This window comes from Pseudomonas sp. LBUM1656 (assembly GCF_059716065.1).
In genome coordinates this window covers 1243930-1269503 of the sequence record NZ_CP166800.1, presented here as the reverse complement: position 1 = coordinate 1269503, position 25574 = coordinate 1243930, and the positions used below count along the sequence as shown (strand labels likewise).

At 59.7% G+C, this 25574-nt stretch carries 25 protein-coding genes; 13 read left to right on the top strand and 12 right to left on the bottom strand.

Going from position 1 to position 25574, the window contains the following annotated elements; genetic code table 11:
* The first annotated feature begins 41 nt into the window (after positions 1–41).
* The 3 genes from dapE (at position 42) to ACA072_RS05525 (ending at position 2455) form a co-directional block, all read left to right on the top strand.
* Complete coding sequence (gene dapE, locus ACA072_RS05535; RefSeq protein ID WP_497623542.1) at positions 42–1193, top strand: succinyl-diaminopimelate desuccinylase; 1152 nt, start codon at positions 42–44, stop codon at positions 1191–1193.
* Entirely contained in the window at positions 1193–2002 is an 810-nt protein-coding gene (locus ACA072_RS05530) for a putative RNA methyltransferase (RefSeq protein ID WP_497623541.1), read from the top strand. Before dapE ends, ACA072_RS05530 begins: the two co-directional genes overlap by 1 nt.
* 75 nt (positions 2003–2077) lie before the next feature.
* Complete coding sequence (locus tag ACA072_RS05525; protein ID WP_497623540.1) at positions 2078–2455, top strand: hypothetical protein; 378 nt, start codon at positions 2078–2080, stop codon at positions 2453–2455.
* 136 nt (positions 2456–2591) lie between these two features.
* Here ACA072_RS05525 and ACA072_RS05520 read toward each other — a convergent pair whose 3' ends face one another.
* A complete protein-coding gene (locus tag ACA072_RS05520) occupies positions 2592–2801 on the bottom strand; it encodes a cold-shock protein (protein WP_497623539.1) in 210 nt (69 codons plus the stop codon).
* Between the two features lie 235 nt (positions 2802–3036).
* Between ACA072_RS05520 and plsB the strand changes: the two genes are divergently transcribed.
* From plsB to ACA072_RS05495, 5 genes are all read left to right on the top strand, one after another.
* Positions 3037–5523: a glycerol-3-phosphate 1-O-acyltransferase PlsB gene (gene plsB, locus ACA072_RS05515; protein WP_497623538.1), complete on the top strand. Its 2487-nt coding sequence runs from the start codon at positions 3037–3039 to the stop codon at positions 5521–5523.
* Between the two features lie 105 nt (positions 5524–5628).
* Positions 5629–6225, top strand: coding sequence for a hypothetical protein (locus ACA072_RS05510; protein ID WP_497623537.1), 597 nt, complete (start codon positions 5629–5631; stop codon positions 6223–6225).
* A gap of 152 nt (positions 6226–6377) precedes the next feature.
* On the top strand, positions 6378–6743 hold the full coding sequence (locus tag ACA072_RS05505; protein ID WP_497623536.1) for a YbaY family lipoprotein: 366 nt from the start codon (positions 6378–6380) through the stop codon (positions 6741–6743).
* Between the two features lie 76 nt (positions 6744–6819).
* Positions 6820–7218, top strand: coding sequence for a YbaY family lipoprotein (locus ACA072_RS05500; protein ID WP_497623535.1), 399 nt, complete (start codon positions 6820–6822; stop codon positions 7216–7218).
* Positions 7219–7245: 27 nt separating this feature from the next.
* On the top strand, positions 7246–7935 hold the full coding sequence (locus ACA072_RS05495) for a DUF4197 domain-containing protein (protein WP_497623534.1): 690 nt from the start codon (positions 7246–7248) through the stop codon (positions 7933–7935).
* 45 nt (positions 7936–7980) lie between these two features.
* Here the strand turns inward: ACA072_RS05495 and ACA072_RS05490 are convergent, their stop codons facing one another.
* The 3 genes from ACA072_RS05490 to ACA072_RS05480 all read right to left on the bottom strand — a co-directional run bounded on the left by ACA072_RS05490 (position 7981) and on the right by ACA072_RS05480 (position 13596).
* Positions 7981–9327, bottom strand: coding sequence for a Fic family protein (locus ACA072_RS05490; RefSeq protein WP_497623533.1), 1347 nt, complete (start codon positions 9325–9327; stop codon positions 7981–7983).
* 96 nt (positions 9328–9423) lie between these two features.
* Positions 9424–12489 carry an efflux RND transporter permease subunit gene (locus ACA072_RS05485; protein WP_497623532.1) on the bottom strand — a complete coding sequence of 1022 codons (3066 nt, stop codon included), beginning with the start codon at positions 12487–12489 and terminating at the stop codon, positions 9424–9426.
* A gap of 6 nt (positions 12490–12495) precedes the next feature.
* The gene (locus ACA072_RS05480; protein ID WP_497623531.1) at positions 12496–13596 is read right to left on the bottom strand and encodes an efflux RND transporter periplasmic adaptor subunit; all 1101 of its coding nucleotides are present in this window, start codon (positions 13594–13596) and stop codon (positions 12496–12498) included.
* Positions 13597–13690: 94 nt separating this feature from the next.
* On the opposite strand from ACA072_RS05480, the gene ACA072_RS05475 reads away from it, so the two are divergent.
* Positions 13691–14335 carry a TetR/AcrR family transcriptional regulator gene (locus ACA072_RS05475; RefSeq protein WP_497623530.1) on the top strand — a complete coding sequence of 215 codons (645 nt, stop codon included), beginning with the start codon at positions 13691–13693 and terminating at the stop codon, positions 14333–14335.
* A 106-nt stretch (positions 14336–14441) separates the two neighbouring features.
* Here the strand turns inward: ACA072_RS05475 and ACA072_RS05470 are convergent, their stop codons facing one another.
* A complete protein-coding gene (locus ACA072_RS05470) occupies positions 14442–15224 on the bottom strand; it encodes a class I SAM-dependent methyltransferase (RefSeq protein ID WP_010462878.1) in 783 nt (260 codons plus the stop codon).
* A gap of 93 nt (positions 15225–15317) precedes the next feature.
* Here ACA072_RS05470 and ACA072_RS05465 point away from each other — a divergent pair, with 93 nt between their 5' ends.
* Positions 15318–15938 carry an energy transducer TonB gene (locus tag ACA072_RS05465; RefSeq protein WP_497623529.1) on the top strand — a complete coding sequence of 207 codons (621 nt, stop codon included), beginning with the start codon at positions 15318–15320 and terminating at the stop codon, positions 15936–15938.
* Between the two features lie 17 nt (positions 15939–15955).
* Here the strand turns inward: ACA072_RS05465 and ACA072_RS05460 are convergent, their stop codons facing one another.
* The 7 genes from ACA072_RS05460 to ppc all read right to left on the bottom strand — a co-directional run bounded on the left by ACA072_RS05460 (position 15956) and on the right by ppc (position 23276).
* Positions 15956–16651, bottom strand: a complete 696-nt coding sequence (locus ACA072_RS05460; protein ID WP_497623528.1) for an extensin-like domain-containing protein — start codon at positions 16649–16651, stop codon at positions 15956–15958.
* Between the two features lie 2 nt (positions 16652–16653).
* A complete protein-coding gene (locus tag ACA072_RS05455) occupies positions 16654–17475 on the bottom strand; it encodes an isocitrate lyase/PEP mutase family protein (RefSeq protein ID WP_497623527.1) in 822 nt (273 codons plus the stop codon).
* Positions 17476–17508: 33 nt separating this feature from the next.
* Positions 17509–18369 (bottom strand): DUF72 domain-containing protein, encoded by an 861-nt coding sequence (locus ACA072_RS05450; protein ID WP_497623526.1) that lies wholly within the window; start codon positions 18367–18369, stop codon positions 17509–17511.
* Positions 18369–18674, bottom strand: a complete 306-nt coding sequence (locus tag ACA072_RS05445) for a hypothetical protein (protein WP_497623525.1) — start codon at positions 18672–18674, stop codon at positions 18369–18371. The genes ACA072_RS05450 and ACA072_RS05445 overlap by 1 nt, the downstream gene beginning before the upstream one ends.
* Before the next feature lie 267 nt (positions 18675–18941).
* Positions 18942–19616 carry a tRNA (adenosine(37)-N6)-threonylcarbamoyltransferase complex dimerization subunit type 1 TsaB gene (gene tsaB, locus ACA072_RS05440; protein ID WP_497623524.1) on the bottom strand — a complete coding sequence of 225 codons (675 nt, stop codon included), beginning with the start codon at positions 19614–19616 and terminating at the stop codon, positions 18942–18944.
* Positions 19617–19709: 93 nt separating this feature from the next.
* The gene (gene adk, locus ACA072_RS05435) at positions 19710–20357 is read right to left on the bottom strand and encodes an adenylate kinase (RefSeq protein ID WP_497623523.1); all 648 of its coding nucleotides are present in this window, start codon (positions 20355–20357) and stop codon (positions 19710–19712) included.
* 288 nt (positions 20358–20645) lie between these two features.
* Positions 20646–23276: a phosphoenolpyruvate carboxylase gene (gene ppc, locus ACA072_RS05430; RefSeq protein WP_497623522.1), complete on the bottom strand. Its 2631-nt coding sequence runs from the start codon at positions 23274–23276 to the stop codon at positions 20646–20648.
* A 215-nt stretch (positions 23277–23491) separates the two neighbouring features.
* Here ppc and ACA072_RS05425 point away from each other — a divergent pair, with 215 nt between their 5' ends.
* The 3 genes from ACA072_RS05425 (at position 23492) to lptF (ending at position 25468) form a co-directional block, all read left to right on the top strand.
* The gene (locus ACA072_RS05425) at positions 23492–23836 is read left to right on the top strand and encodes a pilin assembly protein (RefSeq protein WP_094468905.1); all 345 of its coding nucleotides are present in this window, start codon (positions 23492–23494) and stop codon (positions 23834–23836) included.
* Between the two features lie 374 nt (positions 23837–24210).
* Positions 24211–24624, top strand: coding sequence for a DUF4398 domain-containing protein (locus tag ACA072_RS05420; protein WP_497623521.1), 414 nt, complete (start codon positions 24211–24213; stop codon positions 24622–24624).
* 55 nt (positions 24625–24679) lie between these two features.
* Positions 24680–25468, top strand: coding sequence for a lipotoxin F family OmpA-related lipoprotein LptF (gene lptF, locus ACA072_RS05415; protein WP_497623520.1), 789 nt, complete (start codon positions 24680–24682; stop codon positions 25466–25468).
* Positions 25469–25574: the final 106 nt, after the last annotated feature.

The window sequence follows — 25574 nt, the reverse complement described above, 5'->3', positions numbered from 1 at the left end:
CATTTAGACCGCGCCCATATTCAAGTTTTCCGGAGTTTTCCATGACGGCCCACGCCGACCTTTCGCCGACCCTTCAACTCGCCATCGACCTGATCCGCCGTCCGTCCGTGACGCCGGTCGACGCCGATTGCCAGAAGCAGATGATGCAGCGCCTGGGCAATGCCGGTTTCACCCTGGAGCCGATGCGCATCGAAGATGTGGATAACTTCTGGGCCACCCACGGCCAACACGACGGCCCGGTGCTGTGCTTCGCCGGTCACACCGACGTGGTGCCGACCGGCCCGGTGTCCGCCTGGCAGATCGACCCGTTCAACGCGCTGATCGACGAACACGGCATGCTCTGCGGCCGTGGCGCGGCCGACATGAAAGGCAGCCTCGCTTCCATGACCGTGGCGGCCGAGCGTTTCGTCGCCGACTACCCGGACCACAAGGGCAAGGTCGCGTTCCTGATCACCAGCGACGAAGAAGGCCCGGCGCACCACGGCACCAAGGCTGTTATTGAGCGCCTCGTCGCGCGCAAGGAACGTCTGGACTGGTGCATCGTCGGCGAACCGTCGAGCACCACCCTGGTGGGTGACGTGGTCAAGAACGGTCGTCGCGGCTCCCTCGGCGCCAAGCTGACCGTGCGCGGTGTGCAGGGTCACGTGGCGTATCCGCATCTGGCGAAAAACCCGATCCACCTCGCCGCCCCGGCCCTGACCGAACTGGCCGCCGAGCATTGGGACCACGGCAACGATTTCTTCCCGCCAACCAGTTTCCAGATCTCCAACGTGAATTCCGGCACCGGCGCGACCAATGTGATTCCGGGCGACCTGGTGGCGGTGTTCAACTTCCGCTTCTCCACCGAATCCACCGTTGAAGGCCTGCAAAAGCGCGTTGCTGACATCCTCGACAAACATGGCCTGGACTGGCACATCGACTGGGCACTGTCCGGTCTGCCGTTCCTGACCGAGCCGGGTGCGCTGCTGGATGCCGTGGCGTCGAGCATCAAGGACATCACCGGCCGTGAAACCAAGGCATCCACCAGCGGTGGCACCTCCGATGGCCGCTTCATCGCGACCATGGGCACGCAAGTGGTTGAACTGGGCCCGGTCAACGCAACGATCCACCAGGTCAACGAGCGTGTACTGGCTGCCGACCTCGACGTGCTGACCGAAATCTATTACCAGACCCTGATCAAGTTGCTCGCCTGATGCTCGCCTGCCCGATCTGCAGCGAACCGCTGAACGCGGTGGACAACGGCGTGGCCTGCCCCGCCGGGCATCGATTCGACCGTGCGCGGCAGGGTTACCTGAACCTGCTGCCGGTGCAGCACAAGAACAGCCGCGACCCTGGGGATAACCTTGCCATGGTCGAAGCCCGTCGCGACTTCTTGAACGCCGGCCATTACGCGCCGGTGGCCAAGCGCCTGGCGGAGCTGGCAGCGCAATACGCGCCCCAGCGCTGGCTGGACATCGGTTGTGGCGAGGGTTACTACACTGCGCAAATCGCCGAGGCGTTGCCGAATGCTGACGGTTACGCCCTGGACATCTCCCGGGAAGCGGTGAAACGCGCCTGCAAGCGCAATCCGCAGCTGACCTGGTTGATCGCCAGCATGGCGCGGGTGCCATTGGCCTCGGGCAGTTGCCAGTTTCTCGCCAGCGTCTTCAGTCCGCTGGATTGGGAGGAAGCCAAGCGCTTGCTCAGCCCCGGTGGCGGCTTGATGAAAGTCGGGCCGACCAGCGGCCATCTGATGGAATTGCGCGAGCGCCTGTACGACGAAGTCCGTGAATACACCGACGACAAGCATCTGGCCCTGGTGCCGGAAGGCATGGCGCTGCAACACAGCGAAACCCTGGAATTCAAACTGACGCTTTCAAAGAGTCAGGACCGTGCCAACCTGCTGGCCATGACGCCTCACGGCTGGCGCGCCAGTGCTGAACGCCGCACAGCAGTGATCGAACAGGCCGAGCCGTTCGAGGTCACCGTGTCGATGCGCTACGATTATTTCGTACTTCAATAATTTTTGGTTTCGAGCAATGGCTCGAGGCCGGCTAAATCCGCGAATGGATTTTTCAGACCCGCAGTGAGGACATCCATGCGCCAACCCGATATCGAGATTTACCTGAAAGACGCCGACGTCGACTACAAGGCCATTGCGGCCTGGCTCGGCGCCGCTATCGGCCCATGCACCGACTGGGTTCAGAAAGGCCAGACCTACAAGTGCAAGGCCGGCAACGTGCCCGTCACCTGGCTGCCGAAGGCGGTAGGCAAATGGAACAGCCTGTACCTGGAAAGCGACCAGACCCCATGGGACGACGACATCGCCTGTGCCCGCGCAGCCTTTGCCGCACTGAACGTCGAAGTGCGTTGCGCGCCGGGTACATGGGTCGAGGAGGAAGGCGAAGAGACAGCCGACCGCTGGATGCGCATCAGCGCCGACGGCGAAGAAGAAATCACCTGGAAAACTGCTTAAGAGCGACACCGACCAAATGTGGGAGCGAGCCTGCTCGCGATGAGGCCCTTTCAGTCAACATTGATGTTGAATGTCAGTCAGCTATCGCGAGCAGGCTCGCTCACACAGTAGGTTTGGGGTGATCTGAAGAGTGGTTTTACAGACCCACCACATCCTCAGCCTGCAAGCCCTTCTCGCCAGTCACCAGGCCGTATTCAACCTGCTGACCTTCAGCCAGCGAGCGATGCCCCTCACCGCGAATCGCGCGGTAGTGCACGAACACGTCCACCCCGTCCTCGCGCTGAATAAAGCCGTAGCCCTTGGCGTCGTTGAACCACTTCACATTGCCGGTTTCACGTGTTGCCATCTGTTCATACTCCTTTCTTATTATTGATCGGGCTTTTCGCAGGAAAGCCTCGGGAACATTGCTTGCACTGAGAGGTGCCACTGTCTGGCCAGTGCGGGCACGCCGAGTATATGTCAGAGGTTAAAACTCTCAACTGGAGTTTACTTGCGCGCTTTTTTGCCGATTTTCGGCGAATCCGGCACACTATCGGCCGCCCGAGCATTTGCTCGGTTTTACTCACTCACGCAGATGCCGTATGACCCGTTCCCCGTTCCGCCGTCTTGTGTTTGGCACCCTGCGCCGGCTGCTCTATCTCTGGGTTCGCTCGGAGACGATCAACCAGTCGTCGTTCACCCTCAACCTCGACCGCAGTCGTCCGGTGTTCTACGTCCTGCAAAACCCTTCGCTGACCGACCTTGCCGTGGTCGACACCGAATGCAGCAAGGCTGGTTTGCCCCGTTCGGTGCTGCCCGTGTCGGTGGGCAACCTGGTGGAACCCGCCGCGTTTTTCTACCTGACGCCGGAGCCCGACTGGCTTGGTCGTCAGGACAAACGCGGTGCACCGCCCACCTTGACCCGCCTGGTCAGTGCCCTGAGCCAGAACGCCGCCGAAGACGCGCAGATCATTCCGGTCAGCGTGTTTTGGGGCCAGTCGCCGGACAGCGAATCGAGCCCGTGGAAACTGCTCTTCGCCGACAGCTGGGCGGTTACCGGGCGCCTGCGCCGCTTGCTGAGCATCATCGTGCTGGGGCGCAAGACCCGCGTGCAATTCTCCGCACCGATCCACTTGCGCGAACTGATCGACCACAACAAAGGTCACGAGCGCACCGTGCGCATGGCCCAGCGGATCCTGCGCGTGCACTTCCGCAACCTCAAAGCCGCCGTGATCGGCCCGGACATCTCCCACCGTCGCAATCTGGTCAAAGGCCTGCTCAACCAGCCGCTGGTCAAGCAAGCGATCCTCGATGAAGCCGAGCGCGAAAACATCTCCCCGGAGAAAGCCAAGGCCCAGGCCCTGCGCTACGGCAACGAGATCGCCTCGGACTACACCTACACCGCGATCCGCTTTATGGAAGTGGTGCTGAGCTGGTTCTGGAACAAGATCTACGACGGCATCAAGGTCAACAATATCGAAGGCGTGCAGAAGGTCGCCCCGGGTTACGAAGTGATCTATGTGCCGTGCCACCGCAGCCATATCGACTACCTGCTGCTGTCCTATCTGCTATTTCGCAACGGCTTGACCCCGCCGCACATTGCCGCCGGGATCAACCTCAACATGCCGGGCATCGGCGGTCTGCTACGTCGCGGCGGCGCGTTCTTCATGCGCCGTACCTTCAAGGGCAACCCGCTGTACACCTCGGTGTTCAACGAATACCTGCACACCTTGTTCACCAAAGGTTTCCCGGTCGAGTACTTCGTCGAGGGCGGCCGTTCGCGCACCGGGCGCATGCTGCAACCGAAAACCGGGATGCTGGCGATTACCCTGCGTAGCTTCCTGCGTTCGTCGCGCATGCCCATCGTGTTCATTCCGGTGTACATCGGTTACGAGCGTGTACTGGAAGGCCGGACCTACCTCGGCGAACTTCGCGGCGCGAGCAAGAAGAAAGAATCGATCTTCGACATTTTCAAAGTCATCGGCGCACTCAAGCAGCGTTTTGGCCAGGTGGCGGTGAACTTCGGTGAGCCGATCAAACTCGCGGAATTCCTCGACAGCGAACAGCCTGACTGGCGTAAACAGGAACTCGGTCCGCAGTTCAAACCGGCCTGGCTCAATGAAACCACCAACCGTCTCGGCGAGAAAGTCGCGCAGCACTTGAACGAAGCAGCGGCGATCAACCCGGTCAACCTGGTGGCCCTGGCGCTGCTGTCCACCACGCGCTTGGCCCTGGACGATCGCGCCATGGCACGGGTGCTGGATTTGTATCTGGCGCTGTTGCGCAAGGTCCCGTATTCGCCGCACACCACCCTGCCGGAAGGTGACGGCCGGGCGCTGATCGAACATGTGAAGGACATGGACCTGCTGTCCGAACAGAACGATGCCTTGGGCAAGATTCTGTACCTGGACGAGCAGAACGCCGTCCTGATGACCTACTACCGCAACAACGTGCTGCACATCTTCGCCCTGCCGGCGCTGCTCGCGAGTTTCTTCCAGAGCGCGTCGCGCATGAGCCGCGAACAGATCCTGCGCTACACCCGGGCGCTGTATCCGTACCTGCAATCGGAGCTGTTCATTCGCTGGACGCTGGACGAACTGGATGGCGTGATTGACCAATGGCTCGAAGCGTTCGTCGAGCAAGGGTTGTTACGTTTCGAGAACGACGTCTACCTGCGCCCTGCGCCAAGCTCACGGCATTTTGTGTTGCTGACCTTGTTGTCGAAGAGCATCGCCCAGACGCTGCAACGCTTCTACATGACCGTGTCCCTGCTGCTCAACAGCGGCCAGAACAGCATCAGCGCCGAAGAGCTGGAAGATTTGTGCACCGTCATGGCCCAGCGCCTGTCGATCTTGCACGGGCTGAATGCCCCGGAGTTCTTCGACAAGAGCCTGTTCCGCCACTTCATCCAGACCCTGCTGGATCTCGACGTGCTCAAGCGCGACGAGGCCGGCAAGTTGAGTTATCACGAACTGCTGGGTGAACTGGCAGAAGGCGCGGCCAAACGGGTGTTGCCGGCGGAGATTCGTTTGTCGATCCGTCAGGTGGCGTTGCATCGAAGTGAAGATGCGGCGGACCAGGCTAGTTGAAGTAGCCCGTAACTTTCTGACAATGTCTATAAGAACAAGGAAGTTCTTATAATCGGTCAGTTATGGATTAATAGAGATCCATTTAATCCAGATACGGATATCGCAATGAACCCTTTGGAAGACACCAACCATTACGTCACCCTCACCTTTAGTTTGCCTGAAGGCTTTCTGCCTCCAAGTGATGGCGAAACTTGTATAAATGTTCAAACTGCCAACACGTCTCCTCCCGTCAACGTAGCGCAATCCCGTGAACCGATACTACGCATTGGGCGCTGGAACTTTTCATTTGCACACAACTATTCCGATGTCAGCGTCAAATACCGTGTGACGATCAACATGACCCATAACGGAGCTCCCCTGTTGATTGACCTGGACTACTTTGTGATTGTCCATCGCGCCCCGCACCGACAGACCCTGCATCTCAGTCCGATCGGACGCCTTTATATCCAGGCACAAGCGCCTCGATCGGTCGAACCCGAGCAGGCCGTTACCGTTGCCGCCCACGAACACGACGACCCCCATGCACTCGTCACTCAGATAGATATAAGCGAAAGAATGGCGGAGGCATTTTATCTGGAATACGATCCAGCCACTGTCGTTCCCGGCAAGCGCTATACCCTGACCGCCACCGAAAACGAATACCGAAATTCAATCGCAGTCTATCCGGGATCCGTTGTATTGAAGCCCTTTGGCACGGTTTGAAAGAGGTTCGATAATTCCACCTTCGTCGCTCGCCATCTATTTCGCTGCCTATTCGCTCAGCAAGTAAGGAAACACCCTACATAGGTTCGTTGCTCTCGGCGATATGCTGACGACTCGTCATTCCCGACGATTCTTTTGATAAGGAAATCAAAATGAGCAACGATTACGAAAAGAGCATCAGCGGCACCGTACACTATCTGCTAAGAATTCAGTTACCAATAAACTCGACACTTCACGTCAATCTATTGGATATTACTTCAGCGGACGCCCCGGCCAAAGAACTCGCCCAGCAAGTCATTCCCCACGCAGAAACAACAGGGTTGGACTTTAGCTTGCTGTACAAGATGGCCGATGTGCTGACTGGCCACCGATATGTAATCCGTGCACGAATCGAAACCACCGAACAAGTGATCTTCGCGACCACTAAAGATCACGCAGTGGAGTTGGGTGTCGACCACCTCCGTCCTGAGGACGTTATTGTCCGCAATGTTCGTACCAAACCAGACAGTAACTTCTAAGCCTTGAGCTGAAAAAATCCGTTAAATTGTCGTTGGCGCCGGTCTTCTTCGGGCGCCAGGGACAAGGATTGAATTCATGAAAAAACTCTCGCTTCTGGGGCTGACTGCTTTGCTCAGCGCCTGCCAAACCCTGCAACCTGCCGCGAAAACCAGCCTCGACGGCGAAGTCTTCTACCTGCAACGCATCGCGCTGCCGCCAAGCGCCACCTTGAGCGTCAGCCTGCAGGACGTGTCCCTCGCCGACGCGCCCGCCGTTGTCCTCGACGAACAGAAAGGCCCGGTCAAAGGCCAGGTGCCGCTGCCGTTTCATCTGAGGTACGATCCGGCCCAAGTCAAACCCGGCCGTCGCTATTCCGTCAGCGCGCGCATCGAAGTCAACGGCGAACTGATGTTCATCACCACCGAACACCACGCCGTACAGCTTGATGGCAGCGATCCGCAGCCACTGAAAATCCGCGTCGAGGCCGTCCGCTAATTTCCTCTTTCAAACAAGGAAGCTGCCATGCTCCGCCCTACCCTCCGCTTCGCCGGCCTCTGCGCAGGCTTGATGATCTCCGCCAGCGCGCTGGCACTGTCGCTCAGTGACCTGTCACAAAAAGACGCCACCGGCGGCCTCAAGGATGCCCTGACCCAAGGCGCGCAACTGGCCGTCAAACAACTCGGCACACCGGGCGGTTTCAGCAACAACCCGGACGTGAAAATCGAACTGCCGGGCAAACTGGGCAAAGTCGCCAGCAAAATGAAACAGTTTGGTATGGGTGATCAGGTCGATCAGCTGGAAACCAGCATGAACAAAGCGGCTGAAACCGCCGTGACTCAAGCCCAGCCAATCCTGGTGGACGCGGTGAAGAAGATGAGCGTCGAAGACGCCAAAGGGATTCTCAGCGGCGGCAATGATTCGGCCACCCAGTACCTGAGCAAGACCAGCCGCGAACAGATTCGCCTCAAGTTCCTGCCGATCGTCAAACAAGCCACTGACCAGGTTGGCTTGGCCAAGCAATACAACACCTTCGCGGGCCAAGCGGCGACGATGGGTGTGCTGGATACCAAGAACGCCAACATCGAAAGCTACGTCACCGAGCAGGCTCTGAACGGTTTGTTCGAAATGATCGGCAAACAGGAAGAAACCATCCGCCAGAACCCTGCGGCGGCGGCGACGAGTCTGGCGAAGAAGGTCTTCGGCACGCTCTAAGCCTTAACACCGATCCTGTGGGAGCGGGCTTGCTCCCACAGAAGATCAGATCGCCGATGCTGCACGCAGAAAGAACACCCATTCACGTCCCATCTTTCTCTTCTCAAATACATTCAACTCCACCAGCCCGTTCAACGTGGCTGATGCGGTGTTGTATGAGCACTCCAGATTCTCTTTCACATTGACCGCCGTGAACTCTTTGGCCATTCCGCTCTTGGCTACTTGGTAAACGGCGCGCTGCTTCTCGGTCAGACGATCAAAAAATCCGGATTCTGTCAGCCAGCGATCAAAGCGTTCCGTATACGTCAGACTTTTCCGATACGCCTCGGTAAAACCACTGACAGCTCGCAGAATCACTGAGCACTGAAAGTCGATGAAATAAGTCAGATCCAGATCATCAGCCTCGGTATTCAAATAGGATCGCCCATATTTCACCGGCGCATTGCGCAGCAAAATACTGATCGCTACGTAACGGAATGCAGAAAAATCATTCTTGAACATGAACCAGTAGAACAGCGCCCGCGCGACCCGGCCGTTGCCATCACGGAAAGGATGCTCATAACCCAAGGCAAAATGCAGCGCGGTGCCTTTAATCATCGGATGCAGATAGTCCGCTCGTTCGGGATCGTCGTGTGACTGGTTGATCCATTCCGACAATGTCCGCAATCGCGAAACCAGACCCATGGCAGGTGGCGGGATATGAACGGTGTTCCCCTCGCCGTCCTGCACCACCACATCGTCGTTGGCCCTGAATTCCCCGGGCGAATACTGTGCATCTTCAATCCCCTCGACACCGACGCGGTGCATCGCCGTTATCAACTGGACGCTCAGGGGTTCATAACGCTGTTCCCAGGCGAAATTCATCATCTTGTAATTGCCCACCACCATTCGCTCATCCGGCGTGCTTGGCAGCCTTTTGCGCTTAAGCATGTCCTTGGCCACCCGCGTGGTGGTTGCCGCACCTTCGAGTTGGCTGCTGCTGATGGCTTCGTCTTCGATCAGGTCGTTGAGCAGATAACTGAAATGCGCATGCTCACCGATCCGGCTGGTCATGTATTTCAGCGCAGCTGTCGTGGCCTGTCGGTCTACCGCCGAGATGGCCTTTTGCGCCAATGGGGTCAGGACGAAGTTGCCCCACTGAACGGGCTCGCCCAATGGCAGCAGACTTGAATACTGTGCGGTCCGGGCTTTCTTCACCAACGCCCAGCACAGACTCGAGTCCATTCCTGGGGCCCAGCGGTAGCGTAATTCGTGGAATGGCAAGTAACGCCCTTGGTCATCCAGCGGCTTGAGCAAGGCGAGATAGTCCGTAAGGCGCTCTTTGTGGGGCGACTGCGCCAACAGATCAAACACCGGGTCCGACCGTCCCGAGAACAAGGGTGGTTTTTTCACTATTGCTGTCTCAAAAGCTCATTAAACTGAGCCTCGAGTACAGCATCCGGATCTCTCTGACTCAATATCAGAGGGATCCGAGATTGTTGTAGGAAGTCAGACCGACTCTTTCTTGATCCTGAACCACGCCGCATACAACGCCGGCAAAAACAGCAGCGTCAGCGCCGTCGCCACGATCAGCCCGCCCATGATCGCCACCGCCATCGGCCCGAAGAACACGCTGCGGGACAACGGGATCATTGCCAGCACCGCTGCGAGCGCGGTCAACACGATAGGCCGGAAACGCCGCACCGTGGCTTCGATAATCGCTTGCCACGGCTTGAGCCCGGCGGCGATGTCCTGCTCGATCTGGTCCACCAGGATCACCGAGTTACGCATGATCATCCCGGACAGCGCGATGGTCCCGAGCATCGCCACAAAACCGAACGGCTGGCGGAACACCATCAAGAACAGCGTCACACCAATCAAGCCCAGCGGCGCGGTCAGGAACACCATCACCGTGCGTGAGAAACTGCGCAATTGCAGCATCAGCAAGGTCAGCACCACCACGATGAACAGCGGCACGCCGGCCTTCACCGAGTTCTGGCCACGGGCCGAGTCCTCCACGGTGCCGCCGACGTCCAGCAAGTAGCCATCCGGCAATTCGGCGCGAATCGGGTCGAGGGTCGGCATGATCTGCTGCACCAGCGTCGCCGGTTGTTCCTTGCCGTAGATGTCGGCGCGGATCGTCACGTTCGGCAGGCGGTTGCGGTGCCAGATGATGCCTTCTTCGAAGCCGTATTCCAGCGTCGCGATCTGCGAGAGTGCGACGCTGCGACCGTTGTCGGTCGGCACCGCCAGGCTCGGCAGCAACGACAGTTCGGTACGCTCATGCAAGGTGCCGCGCAGCAGGATCTCGATCAACTCGTTGTCTTCGCGGTACTGACTGACGCTGGAACCGGTCAGGGAGCTTTGCAGAAACTTCGACAGGTTCGCCGTGCTCACGCCCAGCGCCCGGGCGCGGTCCTGATCAATATTCAGGTAAACCACTTTGCTCGGCTCTTCCCAGTCCAGATGCACGTTTACCACATGCGGGTTCTCGCGAACCTTGGCCGCCACTTTACGGGCCAATGCGCGAACTTCCTCGATGTGCTCACCGGTCACCCGAAATTGCACCGGATAGCCAACCGGCGGACCATTTTCAAGGCGTGTAACCCGCGAGCGCAGGGCCGGGAATTGTTCGTTGAGGGTTTCGATCAGCCAGGTGCGCAGGGTTTCGCGCTCCTCGATGGTCTTGGCCAGGACGACAAACTGGGCAAAGCTCGCCGCCGGCAGTTGCTGATCCAGCGGCAGGTAGAAACGCGGCGAACCGGTGCCGACGTAGGCCACGTAGTTGTCGATGCCGGCGTGATCCTTGAGCAAGGCTTCAAGGCGTTTGACCTCGTCGGCGGTGTTGCTCAGGGACGCGCCTTCAGCGAGTTTCAGATCGACCATCAACTCGAGCCGACCCGAAGCCGGGAAGAATTGTTGCGGCACAAAGCGGAACAGCACGATGGAGCCGATGAACAACACCACCGTCAGCACGATGACGGTTTTACGCCAGCGCACGCACCACTCCACCAAGCGTCTGACACGCTGATAGAACGGCGTACCGTAAGGGTCAGGCTGGCCCGCGCCATGTTTGGCAGCATGAATCTTCGCCAGGTCCGGCAGGAGTTTTTCCCCCAGATATGGCACGAAAACCACCGCCGCAATCCACGAGGCCAACAACGCGATGGTCACCACCTGGAAGATCGAACGCGTGTATTCGCCTGTGCCCGATTGCGCGGTGGCGATCGGCAGGAACCCGGCAGCGGTAATCAGGGTGCCGGTGAGCATCGGGAACGCGGTGCTGGTCCAGGCATAACTCGCGGCCTTGATGCGGTCGAAGCCCTGCTCCATTTTGATCGCCATCATTTCCACGGCGATGATCGCGTCGTCCACCAACAGGCCCAGCGCCAAGACCAGCGCACCGAGGGAAATCTTGTGCAGGCCGATGCCAAGGTAATACATGCAGGCGAAGGTCATCGCCAACACCAGCGGAATCGCCAGCGCCACCACCATGCCGGTGCGCACGCCGAGGGAGAAAAAGCTCACCAGCAACACAATTGCCAGGGCTTCCACCAGCACCTGAACGAACTCGCCAACGCCGGTTTTCACTGCGGCAGGCTGATCGGACACCTTGCGCAGTTGCATGCCGGCCGGGAGATTCTTCTGGATGCGGTCAAACTCGATTTCCAGCGCCTTGCCCAGCACCAGAATGTCGCCGCCGTCCTTCATCGCTACGGCCAGACCGATGGCGTTTTCCGCCATGAAGCGCATGCGCGGTGCCGGCGGATCGTTGAAGCCACGACGCACGTCCGCCACATCGGAGATACGGAAGGTGCGATCACCGACGCGGATCGGGAAGTTCTTGATTTCGTCGACGGTCTGAAAATTCCCAGAAACCCGTAGCTGCAATCGCTCGCTGGTGGTTTCAAAGAAACCGGCCGTGGACACCGCGTTCTGCTCTTCAAGGGCTTGCTGCACGGCGGCCAATGGCAAACCGAGTGTCGCCAGTTTGACGTTGGATAGCTCGATCCAGATCTTCTCGTCCTGCAGCCCGAGCAGATCGACCTTGCCCACATCCTTGACCCGTTGCAGCTGAATCTGGATGCGGTCGGCGTAATCCTTGAGCACCGCGTAATCAAAACCGTCGCCGGTCAGCGCATAGATATTGCCGAAGGTGGTGCCGAACTCATCGTTGAAAAACGGCCCCTGAATGCCCGGCGGCAACGTGTGCCGTATGTCGCTGATCTTTTTGCGGACCTGATACCACAGCTCCGGTATTTGCACCGAGTGCATGGAATCCCGGGCAATGAAGGTAACCTGGGATTCGCCGGGGCGCGAGAACGAGACGATGCGCTCGTACTCGCCGGTTTCCATCAGTTTCTTTTCAATGCGCTCGGTGACCTGGCGCGACACTTCCTGCGCCGTGGCACCCGGCCAGTTGGTGCGAATCACCATGGCTTTGAAGGTGAACGGCGGGTCTTCGCTTTGGCCGAGTTTGGTGTAGGAAAGCGCGCCGACGATGGCCAGCAAGAGCATCAGGAACAGTACGATCTGGCGATTGCGCAGCGCCCATTCAGAAAGATTGAAACCCATCGGGGATTACTCCTTGTCCGCCAGATTGACCACGCGGTTGGAGCGATCCACCGGGCGCACTTGCTGCCCTTCAAGCAGGACATGGACGCCAGCGGCCACCACCCAGTCGCTCGCATTCAGGCCTTCGAGCACCGGCACGGTTTTCTCGCCGAAGGCACCGACCCGGACCGGGGTTTTCTTCAAGGTATTGTTGGCACTGACGACCCAGACGTAGGTCGCGCCGTTTTCCGCCGTCAGTGCCGACAGCGGAACAGACAGCGGTATCACGTCAGCGGTCTGGACGAACACCCGGGCGCTCTGGCCGAGTTCGGCCGGGACCTTGCCGCCAGTGAATGAAATGCGGGCAGCGAAGGTGCGCGACTTGGGATCGGCAGCGGGTGACAGCTCACGAATGCGCCCGGCGAAACGCTGATCGGGTTGAGTCCAGAGTTCCACCGACACCGGCTGACCGACCTTGAAGCGGCCGAAGCTCTGCTCCGGCAAGCTGATCAACACTTCGCGCTCACCATCGGTGGCAAGGGTAAACACGGTTTGCCCCGCCGCCACCACTTGCCCGACTTCAACTGCGCGTTTAGCCACCACGCCATCCTGGGGCGCACGCAGCACCGCATAGCTGGCCTGATTGGTCGACACGTTGAATTCGGCTTTGATTTGCTTGAGGCGTGCTTCACCGGATCGGTAAAGGTTTTCGGCATTGTCGTATTGCGAACGGCTGACCATCTGACGGTCCATCAGGGTCTTGTAGCGATCACGCTCGGCGCGCACCAGGCTCAGATTGGCCTCGGCGGCGGCAACCTGGGCGCGGGTGGCTTCCAGTTGCAGGCGAACGTCCTGAGGATCGAGTTCGGCCAAAGGCTGATCAGCCTTGACCCGCTGCCCTTCTTCAACCAGTCGTCGGCTGACCTTGCCGCCAATGCGAAACGCCAGGTCCGGCTCATAACGAGCCCGCACTTCACCCGGAAAGCTTTCCATTGCCTGGGCCGAAGGCTCTGGCTGCACGACCATGGCCGGGCGGACAGTGGCTTTAGGCGCCTCTTCGTGGCCACACGCAGACAATAAAAGCGCCAGGCTGACTGGCAACGCGAGGGGCAAGGCATAGCGGAACATGGTGAAGGACCTTTCGCTAATGGTGCTTGGAATAATTATACTGGCGAGTATGTTATTAATAGCAAACTCACCAGTCCAGTATTAAAAGCGAAGAATGTCGAACAATCTTTCAGCACCCAACGGTCCGGGCCGTCCCAAGGATCTGGCCAAGCGTCAGGCCATCCTCGATGCGGCGAAAATTCTGTTTCTGAGTAATGGTTACGCCAGCACCAGCATGGATGCCGTGGCGGCTGAAGCCGGCGTGTCGAAGCTGACGGTCTACAGCCATTTCAACGACAAGGAGACGCTGTTCTCCGCCGCCGTGATGGCCAAATGCGAAGAGCAGCTGCCCACGCTGTTTTTCGAGTTGCCGGACGGCATTTCGGTAGAAACGGTGCTGCTGAACATCGCCCGTGGCTTTCATCAGCTGATCAACAGCGATGAATCGGTGAACCTGCACCGGCTGATGATGGCCCTGGGCAGCCAAGACCCAAAACTCTCACTGATTTTCTTCGAGGCCGGGCCGCAGCGCATGCTGCATGGCATGGAGCGGTTGCTGGCCAAGGTTGATCAGAGCGGCGCGTTGAGCATCGATAAACCACGCAACGCGGCCGAGCATTTCTTCTGTTTGCTCAAGGGTGCGGGGAATTTTCGCTTGCTGTATGGCTGCGGCGAGCCGGTGACCGGCGATGCGGCCGAGGAGCATGTGAGGGAAGTGGTGGGGTTGTTTATGCGGGCTTATCGACCTGAGACAGCCTGATCGATTTGGGTTGCCTGGTCTGGCGCCTTCGCGAGCAAGCCCGCTCCCACAGGGTTAGCAGAGATCCTGTGGGAGCGGGCTTGCTCGCGAATGGGGCGATGCGGTCTTACGGCTTGAGCGCTTTCTTCGGATAAATGTCATACCGACTGGATTTCCCGTCCAGCGCATGGCTCGGCTTGGGCCCGGCAATACAAGGCGCCTTGCGCGGTCGCTTGACCACCACCCGATGGCTGGCCAGTGCCAATGCAGCTTCGAGCAGTGCCGGCGCGTCCGGGTCATCGCCGACCAACGGCCGGAACAGACGCATTTCCTTCTTCACCAACGCCGTTTTCTCACGGTGCGGAAACATCGGGTCGAGGTAGATCACCTGCGGCGGCTCGCCTTCCCAGTTGCGCATCACCTCGATCGAATTGCCTTTGAGCAACTTCATTCGCGCCACAATCGGTGCGACATCGAAATCTTCCGCGCCACGGGCCAGTCCATCCTCAAGCAACGCCCCAATCAACGGCTGCCGCTCGATCAGGCTCATCTCGCAGCCCAGGCTCGCCAGCACGAACGCATCCTTGCCCAGCCCCGCCGTGGCATCCAGTACACGGGGACGCACGCCCTGGGCGATGCCAACCGCCTTGGCGATCATCTGCCCCGTGCCACCGCCGAACAACCGGCGATGCGCCGCGCCACCTTCGACGAAGTCCACCCGCACCGGCCCCGGTGCGTCCGGCCCGAGTTGTTGCAGCTGCAAACCCTGTTCGCCCACCTGCAAGGCAAACTCGCCGTCATCCACGTGCAAAGGCAAGCCCAGGCGTTCGGCCCATTGCTCGGCTTGTGGCTGAAACGCCGGGGCCGAGGCCTCGACGTGGATGCGGCAGGCCGCAGGTTGCTCAATCATGGGAAAACACGCTCAAAAAATTAATGATCGGCAAAAACGGCCGATAACAAAACTAACGAGCATTTTGCCAGAGCTGAGCGTTGACCGAGAAAAATGTCAGGCATTCAATCCACATCCGTAGGTTACCTATCGCGTCATGGCGATTATGGCTTGCGAAATTCACAGGCACTGAGCGGCGTCAGTCACCTGTGGCAGGATTTTTTTGCCCAGGCAATGGCCGAACAGTCGACCGATGTGGTGCCGGCGTGCGGGACTTTCCCACCGGTTGATCTTGAAAGCCCGGTCGAGCCTACCGTTGGCAGCGAGCTGCTGGCGCACATCGTCAGCCAGCGCGAATGCGATGTGAAAGAAACCGAAGTCAAGCCACCCGAGCCGCTGTTCCTGCCGATCGCCGAGTTCGAAATGGACCTGGCCGACAAACCTTTCCCGCCGTTCCCGGCTGAAGAAATCGTCGCGCAACAGAAACAACAAGACTTCGAAAGTGGCTGGGTGCGTCCGATCGTGCTCACCGCTGGCCAGCCTGCGCCCGAAGCCGGCCCGGCGCCACAACCGCGCCCGCTGCGTTTGCCGATCGCTGAATTCGAAATGGACCTGCTGGACAAACCCTTCCCGCCGTTCTCCGCCGAAGAACTGGTGGAGCAACAGAAACAACTCGATTTCGATAACGGCTGGGCTCGCCCGATCGTCCTGCAAAACCTGCGCATCGCCGCCTGATCTTCAATAACAGGCAGTCAGCGACACACCCACCACGGCCCGACATCGACATGAAAGTGATTGCGATGAGCGGCGTTGTAGTCCGGGCTCAACACCACACTGAACAGGCCACAGGCGCCATCGCGAACCTGGCGCAGAAACCGTGCGTCCTGATTATCCTTCGGCCAATCCCTGAGCACGCTGATGGCTCGACCGTCCGCCAGGCGGAAACCGGCAATATCCAGCGCATCGGCGCTGGCATGCTGGCTTCGCCGGCCGTTTTCGCGGCCATAGACGTTGCGGCAGGCAAAGCTGCCGAGATGATCGACCCGGCTGACGGGCTGTCCATACACCGCTTGAGCAGCAGGTTGCAGGGCATGGTGTTCGAACAGGGCAAACGAAACCGCCAGGCGGCAACTGGCGAGAAAGCTGCTGCTTAGCGCGACATCGCCGCCCTGCACACGCAAGGTGTTCATCAAGGGACACGTCGCGCCAGGGCTGTCGGCCTGATGTGCAACGCGTAAACCGGAACTGCTCAAGGCTTGGTCACACAACTGCGGATCATCACGCAGGCGCATCAGTTTGTAGCGCGTCAGGAAGTTCGGTTCAGCCTTCACGTCCAGCGGTGCCCAAGGGTTCCACTGGGGTGGCAGCGAGATCCAGCCGCGCCAGACGCTCACGCCTGCCGCACCAATGATCAACAGCATCAACAACAGCCACCACCGAAACCGCATCGTCAGCCTTTGAACAATTGATTGGCCTGCGCATAGGGCATGGACCGCGACGTGAACCCGAAGGTGCCCGACGTCTTGATCTCTTCGGCGGCGCGGAAGAACTCGCCATAGGCCGCCAGGGCCAGGGCCGAACCGACGCTGATGCGTTTGACGCCCATCTCGCTCAACTGCTGGACCGTCAATTTGAGCCCGCCAGACATCAACACGTTGACCGGTTTCGGTGCCACGGCGCGGACCACCGCCAACACGTCTTCAGCGCTGCGCAGACCCGGCGCGTACAACACGTCGGCGCCCGCCTTGGCGAACGCCTGCAAGCGGCGGATGGTATCGGCCAGGTCAGGATTGCCGTGCAGAAAATTCTCGGCGCGGGCGGTCAGGACAAAAGGGAAAGGCAAGCTGCGAGCGGCTGAGACGGCGGCTTCAATGCGCGCCACAGCATGTTCGAAGCAATAGATTGGCGCTTCTTCACGGCCGGTGGCATCTTCGATCGAGCCACCAACAGCGCCGGCCGCGGCAGCCTGCAAAATGCTTTGTGCGCACTCGGCCGGGTCGTCTGCGAAGCCGTTTTCCAGATCCACCGCCACCGGCAAGTCGGTTGCCGCGACAATCGCCCGGACGTTCGCCAGCGTATCGTCCAGCGTCAACCCGCCATCGGGGCGCGCGTTGGAAAAAGCATAACCGGCACTGGTGGTCGCCAGCGCCTCGAAACCCAGGCTGGCGAGCATCTTCGCCGAGCCGGCGTCCCACGGGTTGGGAATGACAAAAGCGCCCTCGCGTTCGTGCAGTGCTTTGAACGCCTGGGCTCGAAGGGTTTGCGCATCCATTGGCAGGCTCCTGAAAAGGGGGACGAATCCGCCTCAGAGCAGGCCAAGTTGCTCGGCGGCGGGCTCTCTGTATAGCTCAGGCAACGGCGGCAAGCCAGGCAAACGCAGCATCAGTTTTGCGTGAAAACGTTGCGCCAGTTTCGCGGCCAGCAGGTTATCGGCGGTGTGCAGGAAGATATAGGGCGTGCGGCCCTCTTCGATCCACACGGCGACTTTCTCGACCCACGGCTCGAGGAACGGATCATTCGCCTCAAGCTGTGGATGGCCGATGAAGCGCACTTGCGGGAACTGGGTGAACGCTGCCGGACGCGGCGGCACCCTGGGCTTTTTCGATTGGGCGTGGAGTACCGAAGGCTCGGTCGACGTGCAACTGAACAGCGCTCGCGGATCGAGGCAGATACGCTCGACGCCGCGGTCCAGCAGCAGGCGATTGAGCATCCGCTCGTTATCACCCTTGGCGAAGAATTCGTCATGCCGTACTTCAACGGCCAGCGGGCGCTCAAGTGCATCAATGAAACCGGCGAGTTCGGGCAATCGGTGAGGCGTGAAGCTTTTCGACAATTGCAGCCACAGTGGCGAAACCCGTTCACCGAGCGGGCTGAGCAATTGCAGGAAAGTTTCGGCGGCGGTCAGTTGTTCGCGCAGGTCACCGCCGTGACTGATCTCACCGGGAAACTTGGCGGTGAAGCGAAAGTGTTCAGGCATGGTTTCGGCCCAGCGCTGCACGGTGCTGGCAGCCGGGCTCGCGTAGAAGGTTGTATTGCCTTCTACGGCGTTGAATACCTGGGAATAGAGGTTCAGAAATTCGGCGGGTTTGGCGTCTGGCGGATACAGATAATCGCGCCAGGCGTTTTCACTCCAGGATGGGCAGCCGAGGTAGTAAGGCAGCAACATCAGATGTACAGGTCGAGGCCCAGCACATCCGTATCCCAATCGACAAAACCGGCGGTACTCAGGTAGCTGGCGAGTGCCATGGCTACGCTTTTCTTCATGGCGCGGTGATAGATCATGTCTTGTTGACGAGCAGGAAGATTGCTCAGGCGTTGCGCGGAAGCTTTGGCGGCACGGGCGGCCATTTGCTCTTCGGACGGAATTTCCAGTTCGCCGTCGATATCGACGTAATCGTCATCCGCCACCGGGCCTTTGCGGGGCTTGCGCTTGATGGGGTAGGACTGGGAGGAAACGCCGTCTATACGCATGGAGTACATGTCCGGTATCAGTAGTGGCAGTCTAGTGGCACATAACCCACTTCGCAAACCGCCGAGTGATAACTAGAACACAGAAATACGAAAAGGTTTAAAAGCCAGGGGATAAATCGACGATTGGCTGCAGTTAAACGCTGATTGTGGACAGGTCACTGACCTGTGGGAGCTTGCTTGCTCGCGAAGGCGGTGGGTCAGCCAATATCTATGTCGACTGACACTACGCCTTCGCGAGCAAGCCCGCTCCCACATGGACCGAGCAGATCAACGCGCTTTGGGGGTCGCCACTTTGTCGCGCAGGTAAACTGGCTGAGCCTCATCCGCCACAATCGCCTCACCACGTTCCCAGGCAAACCGCGCCAGCGTCAGCAGGTCTTCAGCGTGGGGCAGCATGCCTGCGTCCTGCCCGCTCAGATTGACGGCTATGCGCTCGGCATATCCCCAACCCGTGCCGGCGCCGAACCATTCACCGTTGGCATCGGCCGGCAATGCGGCCGCTTCCGGGGCCAACACCGCTTCATTGCCGACCAGGCGCATCTCCCCCGCCGTTTCACGGTAGCAGCCCCAATACACTTCATCCATCCGCGCATCGATGGCAGCCGCGACCTGGCTCACGCCGTGTTCGCGATACGCCCGCTGCGCCAACACCGCCAGGTTGGAGACCGGCAACACTGGGCGATCCAGTGCAAACGCCAGGCCTTGCACCACACCGATGGCGATCCGCACGCCGGTGAATGCGCCCGGGCCGCGACCGAAGGCGATGGCATCGACCGCTTGCAGGGTGGTCCCGGCATCGGCGAGCAACTGCTGGATCATCGGCAACAGCTTCTGCGCATGCAGGCGCGGGATCACCTCGTAATGGCTCGTGACTTTGCCGTCATGCAGCAAGGCAACGGAGCAAGCTTCAGTCGCGGTGTCCAGGGCCAGCAAGGTGCTCATCGATGTTTCCGTAAGAGAGGTCAGAAAAAGTGCGCCAGTATAAACAACTACGGCCCGCAAGCGGGCCGTAGACGATAAAGCGATTCAGTCTTTTCAGTTCAGCGCTTCGAGCACCTTGCCGGTGATCGCTTCAACCGAGCCAACGCCTTCGACGTGGCTGTACTTCGGTTTGCCTTGAGCGACGGACAGTTCCTGGTAAAACTTCACCAGAGGCTCGGTCTGGGCGTGGTAGACCGACAGGCGATGACGCACGGTTTCTTCGGTGTCGTCTTTGCGCTGTACCAGCTCTTCACCGGTGATGTCGTCTTTACCGGCAATTTTCGGCGGGTTGTAGACGATGTGGTACACGCGGCCGCTGGCCTCGTGAACACGACGGCCAGCGATACGCTGGACGATGTCTTCGTCTTTAACGTCGATTTCCAACACGTGGTCCAGCTGAACGCCGGCTTTCACCAGGGCTTCAGCCTGAGGAATGGTGCGCGGGAAACCGTCAAACAGGAAACCGTTGGCGCAATCGGCCTGGCTGATGCGTTCCTTGACCAGATTGATGATCAGGTCATCGGAAACCAGGCCACCGCTGTCCATGACGCTCTTGGCGATCAGGCCCAGCTCGGTGCCGGCCTTGACTGCGGCACGCAGCATGTCGCCGGTGGAGATTTGCGGGATGCCGAACTTTTCGGTGATGAACTTAGCCTGAGTACCTTTACCGGCCCCGGGAGCTCCCAGCAGAATGACGCGCATCGATGTGCTCCTCAATTTTTTATATAGATAACAACGGATTCGCCTCGTGGGGCCAATCTCAAAAACAGGGTCGTGGCCGCCCAAACGGCCAAAGGCTGATCAAGATACACAGCAGGCCCGGACCACACAAGCCGCCGAAAGTCGGAGAAACCCGCGCCTTGTGTGACCTTGCGACGGGGTACCCCAAGTCGCAACCCCATCATTAACTGTCGCCTGGCAGACCTTTTTCGCTCCTCGCCCACCGGCACCCGAACCTCGCGCCGGGCGCCTTTCCCCACGACGAAAACCTTAGCCGGTATTTCGCAAACCGGCAGCAATCCCCGCCACAGACACCAGCAGCGCCTGTTCTACCGGGCTGCCCTGCGCCACTTCCTGTTGCCGCGAACGGGCCAGCAGTTCAGCCTGCAATAGATGAAGCGGGTCGAGATAGGTGTTGCGCAGGCGGATGAATTCGAGGGTGGCTGGGCTATGTGCCAGTAGTTGAGACTGTCCAGTCAGCCCAAGGACCACGGCGCAGGCCTGCGACAATAGGTCGCGTAAATGCGCACCCAAAGGGAGCAAATCCGGCTCGACCAGGCGCTCATCGTAGGATCGGGCGATGTCGGCATCGGCTTTGGCCAGGACCATTTCCAGCATATCGATGCGCGTGCGGAAGAACGGCCACTGTTCGCGCATCTGCCCCAACAGCTCACCTTCGCCACGTTCCAGCGCCTTGCTCAGCGACGCTTCCCAGCCAAGCCAGGCCGGCAACATCAGGCGCGTCTGGGTCCAGCCGAAGATCCATGGAATGGCGCGCAGGCTTTCTATACCGCCAGCACGGCGCTTGGCCGGGCGGCTGCCCAGCGGCAAACGACCCAATTCCTGTTCCGGGGTGGACTGGCGGAAATACTCGACGAACTGCGGGTTTTCCCGCACCACGGCGCGGTAAGCCTTGACGCCATCGGCAGCCAATTCGTCCATCAGATGGCGCCAGGCCGGTTCCGGTGGAGGCGGCGGCAGCAAGGTCGCTTCCAGCACGGCGGCCAGGTACAGATTGAGGTTTTGCTCGGCGATGTCCGGCAGGCCAAATTTGAAACGAATCATTTCCCCCTGCTCGGTAGTACGGAAACGCCCCGCCACCGAACCCGGCGGCTGCGACAGAATCGCCGCGTGCGCCGGACCGCCGCCGCGCCCCACGGTGCCGCCACGACCATGGAACAACAACAGCTCGACTTGCTGCTCGTGGCAGATATCGACCAAACGCTCCTGCGCCCGGTACTGCGCCCAGGCCGCCGCAGTGGTGCCGGCGTCCTTGGCCGAGTCGGAATAGCCGATCATCACTTCCTGCGGCCCTTGCAGGCGCGAACGATAGCCCGGCAGCAGCAACAGCTTTTCAATCACTGGACCGGCGTTGTCGAGGTCGGCGAGGGTTTCGAACAGCGGCACCACGCGCATCGGCCGCAACACGCCGGACTCTTTGAGCAACAGTTGCACGGCGAGCACGTCGGAGGCGGCGCCGGCCATGGAGATCACATAAGAGCCAAGCGAAGCCCCCGGGGCCGCTGCAATTTCCCGGCACGTCGCCAGTACTTCGGCGGTGTCGGCCGACGGTTTGAAATACGCCGGCAGCAACGGCCGACGGTTGTTCTGTTCACGCACCAGGAAGGCGATGCGCTCCTCTTCGCTCCAGTCTTCGTAGCGACCGAGGCCGAGGTAATCGGTGATTTCAGTCATCGCCGCGGTATGCCGCGACGAGTCCTGACGCACATCGAGCCGGACCAGGAACAGGCCGAAGGTCACCGCGCGGCGCAAGCAATCAAGCAACGGACCATCGGCGATCACGCCCATGCCGCACTCGTGCAAAGACTGGTAACACAACTCCAGCGGATCCAGCAGGTCGCGGTTGTTGTGCAGCACATCGGCGGGGGCCGGGGTGGTGGCCGTCAATGAGGCGTGAGCCCAGTTACGCGTCGCCCGCAGACGTTCACGCAACTGTTTAAGCACCGCGCGATAAGGTTCGGCGCTGTCCCCGGCCTTGGCTTTCAGCGCATCGCTGGCCTGCTGCATCGACAGTTCAGCGGCGAGGTGATCGACATCGCGCACGTACAAATCAGCGGCCATCCAGCGCGCCAGCAGCAATACTTCGCGGGTCACGGCGGCCGTCACGTTCGGGTTGCCGTCGCGGTCGCCGCCCATCCACGAAGCGAAGCGGATCGGCGCGCCTTCCAGCGGCAGATGCAGGCCGGTGGCGGCATGCAGGGCTTTATCGGCCTTACGCATGTAGTTGGGGATCGCTTGCCACAGTGAATGCTCGATCACCGCGAAACCCCATTTGGCTTCGTCCACGGGCGTCGGGCGGGTGCGGCGAATTTCTTCGGTGTGCCAGGCTTCGGCGATCAGGCGCTGCAACTTCGCCTGGATCTGCTCACGCTCGGCGGTGGTCAGGTCGCGATGGTCCTGGGCGGCCAGTTGCGCGGCGATGGCGTCGTATTTCTGGATCAGCGTGCGGCGCGCCACTTCGGTCGGGTGCGCGGTGAGGACCAGTTCGATCTCCAGCCGTCCCAGCTGCCGGGCCAGGGATTCGCCGCTATGGCCTTCGGCGCGCAGGCGCTCGAGCAGTTCCGGCAGCACCCGTGATTCGAACGGGGCCGGCTGCGACTCTTCGCGGCGGTGAATCAGCTGATATTGCTCGGCGATATTGGCCAGATTGAGAAACTGGTTGAACGCCCGCGCCACCGGCAGCAACTCTTCTTCGCTCAATTGGTTGAGGCTGGCGCTCAGTTCAGCGTCCATCGAACCGCGACGGTCAGCCTTGGCGCCCTTGCGGATCTGCTCGATCTTGTCGAGAAAGCCGTCCCCGTACTGTTCACGAATGGTGTTGCCCAACAGCTCACCCAACAGGTGAACGTCCTCGCGCAAGCGTGCATCAATATCGGTCATCAGCAGTTCTCCAGCGAAAATCCGGGTGTCTTGGAATGCCATGCTCTGATAGCAGAGAGTGCCGCTCTAAAGCGCTTCTTACAAGCAGACGACGAAGGGACGTTAAACCTTGTGCGTTCGAGCTAGTCTGAAGAGTAAGCCGTATAACGGCTTGCCGCCGACCATTGGCGGACACTCACACCGCCTGCCACGAGCAGGAGCGCAATGAGGTTTTTATGAAAATCCGCGAACTTGCCCAGCATTGGGAAGAAAACGCCAAGGGTCGCCTGACCGACACCGGTTACAGGATTCATCTGGACATGGAAGCGGCCGCACGGCTGGCGGCAATTACCGAGATGTACCCCAAACGCCAGCCCGAAGAACTGCTTGGCGAGCTGATCGGCGCCGCGCTGGAAGAGCTCGAAAAGAGCTTTCCGTACGTGAAAGGATCGACCGTGGTGGCTACCGATGAAGAAGGTGATCCACTGTACGAAGACGTCGGCCCGACCCCGCGTTTTCTCGCGTTGTCCCGTCGTCACCTGCACGATTTGTCATCGGGTGACGACAAGCAAAAACACTGATTCCCCACGAACCCTGTGGGAGCGGGCTTGCTCGCGAAGGCGTCGTGTCAGTCGCCATCTGCTTGACTGATGCACCGCTTTCGCGAGCAAGCCCGCTCCCACAATGGATTTGTAAATCCCTTCCAGATAACGAGTTTCCGAGCCTTGAAAAGGTCGGGCATACCGCTGCAGGTTGCCAAAGTTCCCGATTTAGAGCCTTGTCCGTTCGGTCAAAGTATTTTCAGGCGATGGGCCATCTTCTCTGAACTTTTGAAAAACCCCTCGGGTCACAGCCATTAACCACGCCTGGGACGGCCGTTTCAAAACACCCCGGAAATTGACGGTTACGGCTCCTTGCCCAGCATGGATTTTTAAGTTTTTCAGGAGTTATACCAATGGAGTTGAAGACCATGAAGATCAGCACTGCCAAGAACTCGTCCAATCACCTGCACGGTCTGAAACTGGCTGCCCTGGCAATCGGCAGCAGCTTCGTATTGGCCGGGTGTGCCGGCAACCCGCCGACCGAGCAATTCGCCGTGACCCAATCCGCAGTGAATGGCGCCGTCAGCGCCGGCGGTACCGAGTTTGCCGCCGTGGAAATGAAGTCCGCGCAAGACAAGCTCAAACAAGCCGAAATCGCCATGCACGACAAAAAGTATGCCGAGGCCAAAGTGCTGGCCGAGCAGGCTGAGTGGGACGCACGCGTAGCCGAACGCAAAGCTCAGGCGATAAAAGCCGAACAAGCTGTGAAGGACTCTCAGAAAGGGGTTCAGGAACTGCGTCAGGAAAGCCAGCGCACCGTGCAGTAAGCGCGCATCCCGTCATCAGACTTGAAGCTCTTATCGATAGAAAGGACGAATTATTATGCGTAAACAATTGATGATCCCCGCTCTCCTGGCCGCAAGCGTTGCACTGGCTGCCTGCTCCACCCCGCCTAACGCGAACCTGGAGCAGGCCCGCACCAACTACACCGGCCTGCAAACCAACCCGCAAGCGAGCAAGGTCGCGGCGCTGGAAACCAAAGACGCCAGCGATTACCTGGACAAGGCCGACAAGGCTTATCTGGACAAGAAAGATCCGAACGAGGTCGATCAACTGGCCTATCTGACCAATCAGCGTGTTGAAGTGGCGAAGCAGACCATTGCCCTGCGCACTGCTGAAGCCAATCTGAAAAACGCTGCCGCACAACGTGCCCAGGCGCGTCTCGATGCTCGCGATCAGCAGATCAAGCAGTTGCAGGACAGCCTGAACGCCAAGCAGACCGATCGCGGTACGCTGGTGACCTTCGGCGACGTGCTGTTCGCCACCGACCGTGCAGACCTGAAATCCAGCGGTCTGGTGAACATCAACAAACTGGCGCAGTTCCTCTCGGAAAACCCTGATCGCAAAGTGATCGTCGAGGGTTACACCGACAGCACCGGCACCGCGAGCCACAACCAGTCGCTGTCCGAGCGTCGTGCGGGTTCCGTGCGCATGGCACTGGTGAAAATGGGCGTTGATCCCGCGCGCGTCGTTGCGCAGGGTTACGGCAAGGAATACCCGGTTGCGGAAAACACCAGCACCTCGGGTCGTGCGATGAACCGTCGGGTGGAAGTGACCATTTCCAACGACAACCAGCCCGTGATCCCGCGTTCGGCTGTCAGCTCGAACTAAGCCTCACCTGCTGAAACACAAAAGCCCCGCCTGAGTCGATCAGGCGGGGCTTTTTTGGTCTTCACCGAACCTGTGGGAGCGGCGGTGCGACGATTCGACTTGCCCG

Bases quoted from the DNA above. Each gene is read 5' to 3' on its own strand.
- dapE (WP_497623542.1), top strand. From the start codon at position 42: ATGACGGCCCACGCCGACCTTTCGCCGACCCTTCAACTCGCCATCGAC.
- ACA072_RS05530 (WP_497623541.1), top strand. From the start codon at position 1,193: ATGCTCGCCTGCCCGATCTGCAGCGAACCGCTGAACGCGGTGGACAAC.
- ACA072_RS05525 (WP_497623540.1), top strand. From the start codon at position 2,078: ATGCGCCAACCCGATATCGAGATTTACCTGAAAGACGCCGACGTCGAC.
- ACA072_RS05520 (WP_497623539.1), bottom strand. From the start codon at position 2,801: ATGGCAACACGTGAAACCGGCAATGTGAAGTGGTTCAACGACGCCAAG.
- plsB (WP_497623538.1), top strand. From the start codon at position 3,037: ATGACCCGTTCCCCGTTCCGCCGTCTTGTGTTTGGCACCCTGCGCCGG.
- ACA072_RS05510 (WP_497623537.1), top strand. From the start codon at position 5,629: ATGAACCCTTTGGAAGACACCAACCATTACGTCACCCTCACCTTTAGT.
- ACA072_RS05505 (WP_497623536.1), top strand. From the start codon at position 6,378: ATGAGCAACGATTACGAAAAGAGCATCAGCGGCACCGTACACTATCTG.
- ACA072_RS05500 (WP_497623535.1), top strand. From the start codon at position 6,820: ATGAAAAAACTCTCGCTTCTGGGGCTGACTGCTTTGCTCAGCGCCTGC.
- ACA072_RS05495 (WP_497623534.1), top strand. From the start codon at position 7,246: ATGCTCCGCCCTACCCTCCGCTTCGCCGGCCTCTGCGCAGGCTTGATG.
- ACA072_RS05485 (WP_497623532.1), bottom strand. From the start codon at position 12,489: ATGGGTTTCAATCTTTCTGAATGGGCGCTGCGCAATCGCCAGATCGTA.
- ACA072_RS05480 (WP_497623531.1), bottom strand. From the start codon at position 13,596: ATGTTCCGCTATGCCTTGCCCCTCGCGTTGCCAGTCAGCCTGGCGCTT.
- ACA072_RS05475 (WP_497623530.1), top strand. From the start codon at position 13,691: ATGTCGAACAATCTTTCAGCACCCAACGGTCCGGGCCGTCCCAAGGAT.
- ACA072_RS05470 (WP_010462878.1), bottom strand. From the start codon at position 15,224: ATGATTGAGCAACCTGCGGCCTGCCGCATCCACGTCGAGGCCTCGGCC.
- ACA072_RS05465 (WP_497623529.1), top strand. From the start codon at position 15,318: ATGTCAGGCATTCAATCCACATCCGTAGGTTACCTATCGCGTCATGGC.
- ACA072_RS05460 (WP_497623528.1), bottom strand. From the start codon at position 16,651: ATGCGGTTTCGGTGGTGGCTGTTGTTGATGCTGTTGATCATTGGTGCG.
- ACA072_RS05455 (WP_497623527.1), bottom strand. From the start codon at position 17,475: ATGGATGCGCAAACCCTTCGAGCCCAGGCGTTCAAAGCACTGCACGAA.
- ACA072_RS05450 (WP_497623526.1), bottom strand. From the start codon at position 18,369: ATGTTGCTGCCTTACTACCTCGGCTGCCCATCCTGGAGTGAAAACGCC.
- ACA072_RS05445 (WP_497623525.1), bottom strand. From the start codon at position 18,674: ATGCGTATAGACGGCGTTTCCTCCCAGTCCTACCCCATCAAGCGCAAG.
- tsaB (WP_497623524.1), bottom strand. From the start codon at position 19,616: ATGAGCACCTTGCTGGCCCTGGACACCGCGACTGAAGCTTGCTCCGTT.
- adk (WP_497623523.1), bottom strand. From the start codon at position 20,357: ATGCGCGTCATTCTGCTGGGAGCTCCCGGGGCCGGTAAAGGTACTCAG.
- ppc (WP_497623522.1), bottom strand. From the start codon at position 23,276: ATGACCGATATTGATGCACGCTTGCGCGAGGACGTTCACCTGTTGGGT.
- ACA072_RS05425 (WP_094468905.1), top strand. From the start codon at position 23,492: ATGAAAATCCGCGAACTTGCCCAGCATTGGGAAGAAAACGCCAAGGGT.
- ACA072_RS05420 (WP_497623521.1), top strand. From the start codon at position 24,211: ATGGAGTTGAAGACCATGAAGATCAGCACTGCCAAGAACTCGTCCAAT.
- lptF (WP_497623520.1), top strand. From the start codon at position 24,680: ATGCGTAAACAATTGATGATCCCCGCTCTCCTGGCCGCAAGCGTTGCA.